This is a genomic window from Bacillus sp. 05T22, from assembly GCF_056396765.1.
Window position 1 is genome coordinate 1 of record NZ_JBFTMC010000139.1, and the last position, 10,039, is coordinate 10,039.

8 protein-coding genes and 14 tRNA genes are annotated in these 10,039 nt (G+C 37.8%); 1 reads left to right on the forward strand and 21 read right to left on the reverse strand.

Annotated elements, in window-relative coordinates:
- The 3 genes from AC1DIT_RS25065 to glgB all read right to left on the reverse strand — a co-directional run.
- On the reverse strand, window positions 1-838 hold an 838-nt coding region (locus AC1DIT_RS25065), incomplete at its 3' end, for a sugar phosphate nucleotidyltransferase (protein ID WP_476998485.1).
- Window positions 839-856: 18 nt separating this feature from the next.
- The gene (locus tag AC1DIT_RS25070; RefSeq protein WP_016116839.1) at window positions 857-1,987 is read right to left on the reverse strand and encodes a glucose-1-phosphate adenylyltransferase; all 1,131 of its coding nucleotides are present in this window, start codon (window positions 1,985-1,987) and stop codon (window positions 857-859) included.
- On the reverse strand, window positions 1,935-3,872 hold the full coding sequence (glgB, locus tag AC1DIT_RS25075; RefSeq protein ID WP_016116840.1) for a 1,4-alpha-glucan branching protein GlgB: 1,938 nt from the start codon (window positions 3,870-3,872) through the stop codon (window positions 1,935-1,937). The genes AC1DIT_RS25070 and glgB overlap by 53 nt, the downstream gene beginning before the upstream one ends.
- Before the next feature lie 550 nt (window positions 3,873-4,422).
- Here glgB and AC1DIT_RS25080 point away from each other — a divergent pair.
- Window positions 4,423-4,611, forward strand: coding sequence for a TasA family protein (locus tag AC1DIT_RS25080; protein WP_353777550.1), 189 nt, complete (start codon window positions 4,423-4,425; stop codon window positions 4,609-4,611).
- On the opposite strand, the gene AC1DIT_RS25085 is transcribed toward AC1DIT_RS25080, so the two are convergent.
- From AC1DIT_RS25085 to AC1DIT_RS25170, 18 genes are all read right to left on the reverse strand, one after another.
- Window positions 4,595-5,026, reverse strand: coding sequence for a GNAT family N-acetyltransferase (locus AC1DIT_RS25085; RefSeq protein ID WP_016116841.1), 432 nt, complete (start codon window positions 5,024-5,026; stop codon window positions 4,595-4,597). The two genes, AC1DIT_RS25080 and AC1DIT_RS25085, sit on opposite strands and share 17 nt — an antisense overlap.
- Window positions 5,027-5,301: 275 nt before the next feature.
- The gene (locus AC1DIT_RS25090; RefSeq protein ID WP_016116842.1) at window positions 5,302-6,246 is read right to left on the reverse strand and encodes an L-lactate dehydrogenase; all 945 of its coding nucleotides are present in this window, start codon (window positions 6,244-6,246) and stop codon (window positions 5,302-5,304) included.
- 465 nt (window positions 6,247-6,711) lie between these two features.
- Complete coding sequence (locus AC1DIT_RS25095; RefSeq protein WP_016116843.1) at window positions 6,712-7,155, reverse strand: carboxymuconolactone decarboxylase family protein; 444 nt, start codon at window positions 7,153-7,155, stop codon at window positions 6,712-6,714.
- Between the two features lie 247 nt (window positions 7,156-7,402).
- Window positions 7,403-8,275, reverse strand: a complete 873-nt coding sequence (locus AC1DIT_RS25100; protein ID WP_016116844.1) for an RNA polymerase sigma-70 factor — start codon at window positions 8,273-8,275, stop codon at window positions 7,403-7,405.
- A gap of 464 nt (window positions 8,276-8,739) precedes the next feature.
- Window positions 8,740-8,811 (reverse strand) — tRNA-Glu (locus tag AC1DIT_RS25105).
- A gap of 6 nt (window positions 8,812-8,817) precedes the next feature.
- Window positions 8,818-8,908 (reverse strand) — tRNA-Ser (locus tag AC1DIT_RS25110).
- Window positions 8,909-8,916: 8 nt separating this feature from the next.
- A tRNA-Asn gene (locus AC1DIT_RS25115) sits at window positions 8,917-8,991 on the reverse strand.
- Between the two features lie 4 nt (window positions 8,992-8,995).
- A tRNA-Ile gene (locus AC1DIT_RS25120) sits at window positions 8,996-9,072 on the reverse strand.
- Between the two features lie 10 nt (window positions 9,073-9,082).
- Window positions 9,083-9,153: transfer RNA gene (locus AC1DIT_RS25125), tRNA-Gly, on the reverse strand.
- 12 nt (window positions 9,154-9,165) lie between these two features.
- Window positions 9,166-9,241, reverse strand: a tRNA-Lys gene (locus AC1DIT_RS25130).
- Window positions 9,242-9,251: 10 nt separating this feature from the next.
- Window positions 9,252-9,327: transfer RNA gene (locus AC1DIT_RS25135), tRNA-Thr, on the reverse strand.
- Window positions 9,328-9,341: 14 nt separating this feature from the next.
- Window positions 9,342-9,417, reverse strand: a tRNA-Phe gene (locus tag AC1DIT_RS25140).
- Window positions 9,418-9,428: 11 nt separating this feature from the next.
- Window positions 9,429-9,504: transfer RNA gene (locus tag AC1DIT_RS25145), tRNA-Asp, on the reverse strand.
- Between the two features lie 2 nt (window positions 9,505-9,506).
- Window positions 9,507-9,583, reverse strand: a tRNA-Met gene (locus tag AC1DIT_RS25150).
- Window positions 9,584-9,609: 26 nt separating this feature from the next.
- Window positions 9,610-9,702 (reverse strand) — tRNA-Ser (locus AC1DIT_RS25155).
- A 17-nt stretch (window positions 9,703-9,719) separates the two neighbouring features.
- Window positions 9,720-9,796: transfer RNA gene (locus AC1DIT_RS25160), tRNA-Ile, on the reverse strand.
- A 4-nt stretch (window positions 9,797-9,800) separates the two neighbouring features.
- A tRNA-Met gene (locus tag AC1DIT_RS25165) sits at window positions 9,801-9,877 on the reverse strand.
- Window positions 9,878-9,893: 16 nt separating this feature from the next.
- Window positions 9,894-9,966: transfer RNA gene (locus AC1DIT_RS25170), tRNA-Ala, on the reverse strand.
- Window positions 9,967-10,039: the final 73 nt, after the last annotated feature.

Genomic DNA, 10,039 nt, shown 5'->3' on the forward strand with positions numbered 1-10,039 from the left:
CCTTAACAGAACGAAATACAACACTATTCTCAACTTTTCCTGCAATAACACTGCCGTTTGCAATCATTGTGTTTTGCACCTGCGCTCCTTTTATATAACGTGTTGGTGGTTCATCCTTTACTTTTGTAAAAATCGGAGCCTCTTTCGTAAACAACTGCTTCCAAATAGAAGGCTGCAAAATTTCTAAACTATGTTTATAATAATTTTCAATCGAATCGATTACTGCTACATACCCTGTATGCTCATATGTAGTAATGTACAGCGACTCTCCTCGTTTCTCTTTGACTACATCAAACAAACTATAGTGTTCCATGTCTTTATATATTTCAAATAAATCTAATAATAACTGTTTCTTAAGCACATAAGTTTGTAGCGATACGCCTTCATGGCATACTTCTGTAACATCTGCGCCCGTATGTATATGTCTTTCTAATACCTTTTGGAAATTTAATGCTGTAACAAGATGACTATTTGTAATAACAACATACTCTTGTCTGCTGCGCAGAAAATAGTCCATATGTCTTCTAAAATGAGCGAAGGAACCAAACTCATCTTGATCACATTGGCAATTGGGAGGAAATAAAAATAAGCCGTCGCGTTTTCTATCTAAATCCCATTGTTTTCCTGATCCGAGATGATCCATCAAGGAACGATTTTTATGACTCGTAAAAATCGCTACACTATGAATATGGGAATTAACCATATTCGAAAGCATAAAATCAATGAGACGATAACGTCCTCCAAATGGTAGTGCTGCCAGCGAACGGTGCCCTGTTACTTTCTTTAAGGACGGAAAACTCCCTGTTGCATTAATAATTCCTAACATTGATTCTCCCATTCATCTTATCCTCCTTCTCTATTTCCCCTCAGCTATTAGTACAACATCATCGATATTTTTTTCTGGACGAATAATTGTCCCATCTTCAATGACCATACCCGATCCGACAATCGCTCTTTCGATGACAACATTTTTACCGATGCATGCATCTGGCATAATTACCGAATCGATTACCATACTCCCTTCTCCAACCGTTACTCCTTGGAATAAAACAGAGTGTTTTACATCCCCTTCAACAACGCACCCTTCATTAATTAATGATTCTTCTACCTTTGCCCCTTCAGCAATATACTGCGGCGGCTCATTTGGATTCACCGAATAAATGCGCCAGCTATGATCGTTTAACTGTAAGGACGATTCTTCTCGAAGCAAGTCCATATTTGCTTCCCATAAACTTTTTACAGTTCCAACATCTTTCCAATACCCTTCAAATGGGTAAGCAATGAGCTTTTTCTCTTCGTCTAATAAAAGCGGGATGACATCTTTTCCAAAATCATTACTAGATTCTGGATTTCTTGCATCCATCTCTAAATATTCTTTTAAAATAGCCCAATTAAAGATATAAATTCCCATCGAAGCAAGATTGCTTTTTGGAAATTGTGGTTTTTCCTCAAATTCAACAATTTCCATATCCTCATTCGTATTCATAATGCCGAATCGACTTGCCTCATCCCAAGGTACTTCAATAACTGAAATCGAAACATCTGCTTCTTTTTCAATATGGTAATCTAACATTTTACTGTAATCCATTTTATAAATATGATCTCCTGACAAAATCAGAACATATTCCGGATCGTACTGATGCAAATAGTTTAAGTTTTGATAAATAGCACTCGCTGTTCCTGTATACCATTTCACTCCTGAAGATTCCGAGTACGGAGGCAATACGGTCACGCCGCCATTCACACGATCTAAATCCCAAGCATTACCGATTCCAGTATAACTATGAAGCTCAAGCGGCTGATACTGCGTTAAAATTCCAACTGTTTCAATACCAGAGTTTGCACAATTACTTAATGTGAAATCAATAATTCGGTACTTACCGCCAAACGGAACAGCTGGCTTTGCTAAATTTTTTGTTAAAGCACTTAAACGACTACCCTTTCCTCCTGCTAGTAACATTGCTACGCACGTCTGCTTTTGAACCATCTTGTTTTTTGCTCCCCTTTCTCGCTTTCACTGGTCTTAAAATGGATACGCCAAATGGTGGAATTGTTATTTCTACATGAGCAGACTGATTATGATACGGCTCTAGAATTGTCTTTAGGCGCTTTTTATTTACCTGCCCTGAGCCTCCATATATTGCTGCGTCACTATTTAAAATCTCGTTATAATACTTGAACTCTGGTACACCTACTTTATAATTTTCATACACAATATTAGTAAAATTACATACCACAACAAAGATATCGTCTTCCTTATCCCCTTTACGAATAAACGAGAAAATACTTTGTTCTTTGTTATCGGCATCAATCCACTGAAATCCTTCCTGCGAATGATCCAACTGCCAAAGTGGTTTAGAGCGCTTATACAATGCTATGAGCTCTTTAAAGTAATCATGCATATAACGATGCATTTCAAAATCATGCAAATTCCAATCTAGATCCTCGAGATCTTTCCATTCGTCAAACTGACCAAATTCCCCACCCATAAAGAGTAATTTCTTTCCAGGATGCGTAAAGAAATACCCGTATAATAAACGCAGTTGTGCAAACTTTTCCCAGTAGTCTCCTGGCATTTTATTTAACAATGATTTTTTTCCGTGAACGACTTCATCGTGAGAGAGCGGTAATATAAAGTTTTCGGAGTAAGCATATAGCAAAGAAAATGTCATTTTCTCATGAATATATTTCCGGTATTCCGGTGCACACTCCATGTATTTTAGAACATCATTCATCCAGCCCATATTCCACTTATAATTAAACCCTAGTCCGCCTTCATACACTGGCGTAGTCACAAGTGGCCAAGCTGTCGAATCTTCTGCGGTCATCAAAAATTCTTCGTCCTCTGCAAATACTGCCTCATTTAACTCACGCAAGAAGGAAACGGCGTATTCATTACTTTGCTGCTTCCCTTCTTTTTCCCAGTACAACATATTCGCAACCGCATCGACACGAAAGCCGTCAATATGGTAATACTTCATCCAAAACAGTGCATTTGAAATTAAAAAATTACGCACTTCCTGTTTTCCTAAATCAAAATTTACTGTGCCCCAAACGTGATTTTCCTGTACATCCAAATCTTTATATTCATAGGTCGGCGCTCCATCAAATAAATACAACCCATGAGCATCTTTACAAAAATGACCCGGGACCCAATCTAAAATGACACCGATTCCATATTTATGACATTCATCGACAAAATACATGAAGTCATGCGGTGTACCAAACCGGCTTGTCACCGCATAATATCCGGTTCCCTGATATCCCCAGGAACGGTCATATGGATGTTCCACAAGCGGCATAATTTCAATGTGGGTAAATTGATGTTCCGCCACATAAGGAATGAGCTCCTCTGCCATCTCTCGATACGAGTACAGAGAGCCATCTTCTTTCTTTTTCCATGAACCAAAATGCAACTCATAAATTGCCATTGCTTCCTTATACATTAATTTTCGTTTCTTCTTTCGAAACCAATTTTTATCATTCCATTTATATCCCTTTATATCAAAAATAACAGATGCCGTATTTGGTCTTACTTCTGCATATGTTGCATAGGGATCTGCTTTTAAAATTGTTTCGCCACCTTTGGTTTCAATCGCATACTTATATATTTCATTTTCCCCCAAATGCGGTATAAACAATGACCAAATACCCTCTTCTGCCATTTTTCGCATCTTATGCCCTTCAATATCCCAATCATTAAAATCGCCAACTACACTCAGAGCTTTCGCATGAGGAGCCCATACTGTAAATCGTACGCCTTGTATTTCATCTTCCGTTACAAGATGCGCGCCAAATATGTTATAGCTCTCATAACACTGCTTTGTATGAAATTCATACACACTCTCTTCTATACAATCTGTTACACTCAATATGTTCACCTCACTAAGATGGCGGAATTTTCATTACTTTTTAAACATTCGATAGGAAACTGAAATATCCTTGTGCATTTTTAAATATATATACGTTTTTTCGCGGAAATTAAAGGTAACACTTTAATTTTTCGTCAAATTTATCGAATTTTGACGAATATTCATTGAAAGCATTTTATTTTTTGTTCGTTCTTTTTTATTTTTTACAAAAATATACAATGGTAAGAAGTTCTCTATTTTTCTAGTTTCTTTCCTTCTTTATTATTTTGAAACAAATGTTTTCTCATAAAGTGAAACTTTAATCAGCTCTCACCAATTGGGTTTTTACGGGCAGTTTATCTCTCACCTAACTTCTTTGTTTCCATTGAATTTTGAGGTGAGAGTATTACTGCCCACGAATAACGGGGTAAAACATTTACTGGAAATCATGCTTTCTAACTATCCCCTCACTTAAATACTATATTTTATCTAATTGTTAGTAAGGCGATATATATTTCACTCTAAACATGGGGGCTTATTATAGCATAGCGCTTCTCCTATTTTAACAACCCTGAAACATCAAAATAACGCATTACAAGCTGGTATAATATATTTATCTAATCCTACTGTTACCGTCAATATGAAAGATTTAAAGCCAGGTAATTCGTTCAAGAAGAACTTCAAAACTGAAAACAAAGAAAAGTACCGATTCTCGGTACTTTTCTTGTTTTTTCATTTCTTATTTACTTGTAAACCATAACTGTTTGTAACGGAGTAAAACCTATCTTTTCATAAATCTCTTGAGCAAAGTTTGTGGAAAATACATTAAGACGTACTTCCTCATATCCATTTCTTTTCAACTCTTCAATTCCAGCCTGAATTAGCTTTTTGGAAATCCCTTTACCTCGAAATTCAGATAAGACGTATACATCGTAAATAAAACCAATTTCCTTTTCTGTAAAATAATCCGTATTTGTCCCTACTAATATCCATCCAGCAATTGAATCATTCTCTTTGTATACAAGATAATACGCCCCTTTTTCAATAAGACCTGTCATCATCTGTATCGCTTTTCCACCGGAAATTGTTCCATGATTTTGAATACCTTCATTAGCAGATAATACTGTATTAGATAGTATGTATGTTGTTTCTTCAGCATTAGCTCTTTCTATCATAACTTTATCCCCCTCATTTTTATTACGCTCTCATGAAATAATTCTTTAAGCTCGCTATAAACTCTCCATTTTATGGATTTAATTTCCATACAAAAAAAAAAAAAAGCACTCTATACAAAATAGGGTGCTTTTCCTATAAACGACCCTTTTCCAGCAAAAGGGGGTGTATATTTTGGGGATATACAGGGAAACTGGAAAAGGAATTTATATAAAGTTATATAAAAATTCAGAATCCGGAAGCAATTTCCYGCTTCTGAATTATTTATCAATTATCCTTATAGTACTGGTGCCATTGTTTCTTTTAATACTTTTACAGAGTGAGTAAATTTCGCTTTTTCTTCTTCATTTAACTCAAGCTCCACGATTTCACGTACACCTTCGCGGTTAATGACAGCTGGAACACCTACATAAGCATCTTTCTCGCCGTATTGACCTTCAAGGTATGCAGATACAGTTAGTACACTGTTCTCGTTGTTTAAGATCGCTTTAGTTACACGAAGTAGTGACATACCAATTCCGTAGTAAGTTGCACCTTTACGCTCGATAATATGGTAAGCAGCATCGCGTACATTTTCAAAGATTTTATCTAAATCTTCTTGGTTATACTGTTCGTTGTTCGCTAAGATTGTTTCTAGTTTTTGTACACCTATAGTAGCGTGGCTCCATACTGGAAGTTCAGTGTCACCGTGCTCACCAATGATATATGCATGAACGTTACGTGGATCTACATCTAAATAGTCACCTAACATGTAGCGGAAACGAGCAGAGTCTAAAGTTGTACCAGAACCGATTACGCGTTCCTTTGGTAATCCAGATTCTTTCCAAGTTACATAAGTTAAAATATCAACCGGGTTAGTTGCGATTAGGAAAATACCATCAAATCCGTTATCCATAATGCCGCGAACGATTTGCTTAAAGATTTTTGTATTTTTCTCAACTAAATCTAAACGAGTTTCACCTGGCTTTTGTGGTAATCCAGCAGTGATAACAACTAAATCTGCATCTTTGCAATCTGCATAACTACCGCTCCAAACTTTTGTTGGTGATGGAGAGAATGGTACTGCATGGCTTAAGTCCATTGCTTCCCCTTCTGCTTTAGCCTCATTTACATCCACAAGTACAAATTCTTCAGCTACACCTTGGTTAATCATTGAGTAAGCATAACTACAACCTACAGCTCCTGTTCCTACTAATACTACACGATTGATACCTTTTTTCATGGTAATTTCCCCTCTCTATTGTTCACATTTATTTTTTTTATTATTGTTTAAGTAATTAATTAAAATACTAATTTAATGTTGTTTAACTTCTTTACACTCATATTGTAGCACGATTTATTGTGAATACATTCACAAATTATGACCTATTTGTGAACTTTTTCACATACAGTGGAAAGTTATGATATTAGGTGTGGAATCAATTTCAATGGAAGCCTTTTCTTTAGATTGTGAAAAGCTTATTTCATTATATTTTATCGTTCGCCTATTAAAGATTAGATCCTACATAATTTGCAATAGCTATATATCCTTCCAATTACAATTTCTTTATACTCAAAAACGAAAAAGCTATCCTTTCAGYAGTATTTCCAGAAAGAATAACTTATTTTTTCGTTTTTGGAACCTCCTTTTTCTTAGCTAGTTGACGGTATGAGGGTGCCTCTACAAAATATTAGTAACATCTCCATCTTATCTTTTTTCCGGCATTAAACGAGTAGATACTCCAATTCGATTCCATGCATTAATAGTAACAATCTGCATAATGATTTCAGCAATTTGCTCTTCTTCAAAGAATTTCCTTACTTCTTCATATACCTCATTAGGAACGTGCGTTTCCGCTACTAGTGTAATTGCCTCTGTCAAAGCAAGCACAGCACGTTCTTCCTGCGTAAAGAATGGTGTTTCACGCCAAGCATTAAGAGCGTAAATACGTTGTTCTGTTTCCCCTAGTTTTCGTGCATCTTTCGTATGAAGATCAATGCAATACGCACATCCATTGATTTGAGAAGCCCGGATTTTAATTAGCTCTTTCAATACTTCATCAATACTTGTAGTCATCAAGTATTTTTCTAAACCTACCATTGCTTTATAACCTTCCGGATTTACCTTTCCCATTAAAAATCTTGTTTCCATTGTATATTCCCTCCATAAAATAAAATTAGTTTGTACTTTGGCACCAGGATATTTAACAAGGTCTTTCATGAATTATTTAAAATCACTATCTGCCGTAAAATATTTTAATTCATGACAGAATCCCTAATAAAAAACATACATAGCATCCCTTTTATATCCTGTCACCTATAAGACAAATAAGCTTTTCAATTTGTGACAAAATAAAAAAGAGATCTTAAAAAATAAAGATCTCTTTTTCAATTACATGCTATAGAACTGGAATATGCTTTAATTTATCAGGATTAACTATAATGTAGATTCTTCTAATGGATTCTCCACTTTCATTCCATTCAAAACATATGGCTTTCTCTGCACGGCCTTTATTTCTTGCTAAAATACCAAATTGACCATTTATGATAGTTGGGAGAAGCTCCAATTGAAAGAATCCTCGTGAAACAATAGCCTCCAGAAATATCTGGATACGCTGTTTGCCCAGAATCGGAAATATAGCTGCACGTACTTTACCGCCTCCATCGGTGACAAGTGTTGCATCTACTGTCAGCAAATTAATAAATTCCTCAAAATCCCCTGTTTTTGAACCATGAATAAAGGTATGTATCATTTTTTCTGTATGATCTGATTGTTGTGGATTTACGGGTACTTCGTGCTGTATCTTCTCTTTACAACGACTGTAAATCTTTCGGCAATTTGCCTCTGATTTGTTTAAAATCTCCGCTATTTCACGATAATCGTAACTAAGCGCTTCCCTTAAGACAAATACGGCTCTTTCAACAGGTGTTAAATTCTCTAACAGTACAAGAAATGCATAGGATACTCTTTCGTTTTGAATGATAGTTTCCACAGGATTTAGTTTCGCCGTATCTATTTCCGGCTCGGGAAGCCATTCTCCTGTATACACTTCTCTCTTTTTTCGAGCCGATTGTAGTATATTCAAACAATGATTTGTCGTCATTTTTATTAAATACGCTTTCATATTTCTAATGGATTCTTGGTCCGTATGTTGACCTTTGATAAATATATCCTGAGTAACATCCTCCGCATCACTAACAGAGCCCAGCAGACGGTATGCAACCGAGTAAACTAAAGGTTGATACGTTCGATACAAAGTTTCAAAATCCATATTATCACTCCATTCTATAGCGTGTTTCAATATAAAGTGAAACTTTAATCAGTGGGGGTCTTACTGCGCACGAATAGCGGGATAAAAATATATGATTTGTTATAATTAAAAGATTATCTTTCTGTTACGAAAGGAACGATTCTTAATCTTATGCAAGCTCTTAAATATCACTGACATAATACTATTTGATAGTTTTTATCCATAGGAAGCAATGATTACAACTTGTGTAAATTCTTACATAAAAATTGTACAACAGATAACTTCATCAAAATAGGAATATGAAACAAAAAATATATGTATACTGGGCACACTACACAATAAAAAGGTGAACTTTTGTACCCACCTTTTACATACCCTATTCCCCTTTAAATTATTTTTCTTACCTATCAAAGTCTACTTTAGTTTTAAAAAATCCTTATAACAAATAAAAAAAGAGATAGCAGATTATGCTATCTCTTTTAGTATGACCCGTACGGGATTCGAACCCGTGTTACCGCCGTGAAAGGGCGGTGTCTTAACCGCTTGACCAACGGGCCAATTTCTGGCAGAGAAGAAGGGATTCGAACCCTCGCACCGCGTTAGCGATCTACTCCCTTAGCAGGGGAGCCCCTTGAGCCACTTGGGTACTTCTCTATATAATATGGCTCCGCAGGTAGGACTCGAACCTACGACCGATCGGTTAACAGCCGATAGCTCTACCACTGAGCTACTGCGGAATAATGGTGGGCCTAAATGGACTCGAACCATCGACCTCACGCTTATCAGGCGTGCGCTCTAACCAGCTGAGCTATAGGCCCCAATGGAAAAAGCGGGTGAAGAGAATCGAACTCTCGACCAGAGCTTGGAAGGCTCTTGTTTTACCACTAAACTACACCCGCATGAAACTAAAATGGTGAGCCATGAAGGACTCGAACCTTCGACCCTCTGATTAAAAGTCAGATGCTCTACCAACTGAGCTAATGGCTCATTTTGAAAGTGGTGCCGGCTAGAGGACTTGAACCCCCAACCTACTGATTACAAGTCAGTTGCTCTACCAATTGAGCTAAGCCGGCTTGCTATTTCAAAATGGTGGCTCGGGACGGAATCGAACCGCCGACACGAGGATTTTCAGTCCTCTGCTCTACCGACTGAGCTACCGAGCCTTTATGTAAAATGGCGGTCCCGACCGGGGTCGAACCGGCGATCTCCTGCGTGACAGGCAGGCATGTTAACCACTACACCACGGGACCATTGGTTGCGGGGACAGGATTTGAACCTGCGACCTTCGGGTTATGAGCCCGACGAGCTACCAGACTGCTCCACCCCGCGACGATACAATATTCTTTTTTAAAAAATGGAGGAGGTAGAGGGATTCGAACCCCCGCGCGACTCTCGCCGCCTGTCGGTTTTCAAGACCGATCCCTTCAGCCAGACTTGGGTATACCTCCAGGGAATTTACTTTAAATGGTGGACCTTGTAGGACTCGAACCTACGACCGGACGGTTATGAGCCGTCTGCTCTAACCAGCTGAGCTAAAGGTCCTTTATGGTAGCGGCGGAGGGGATCGAACCCCCGACCTCACGGGTATGAACCGTACGCTCTAGCCAGCTGAGCTACACCGCCATAATAAAGTTATAAGTGGAGCCTAGCGGGATCGAACCGCTGACCTCCTGCGTGCAAGGCAGGCGCTCTCCCAGCTGAGCTAAGGCCCCATGTTTTAAAAATATCGGGAAGACAGGATTTGAACCTGCGACCCCCTGGTCCCAAACCAGGTGCTCTACCAAG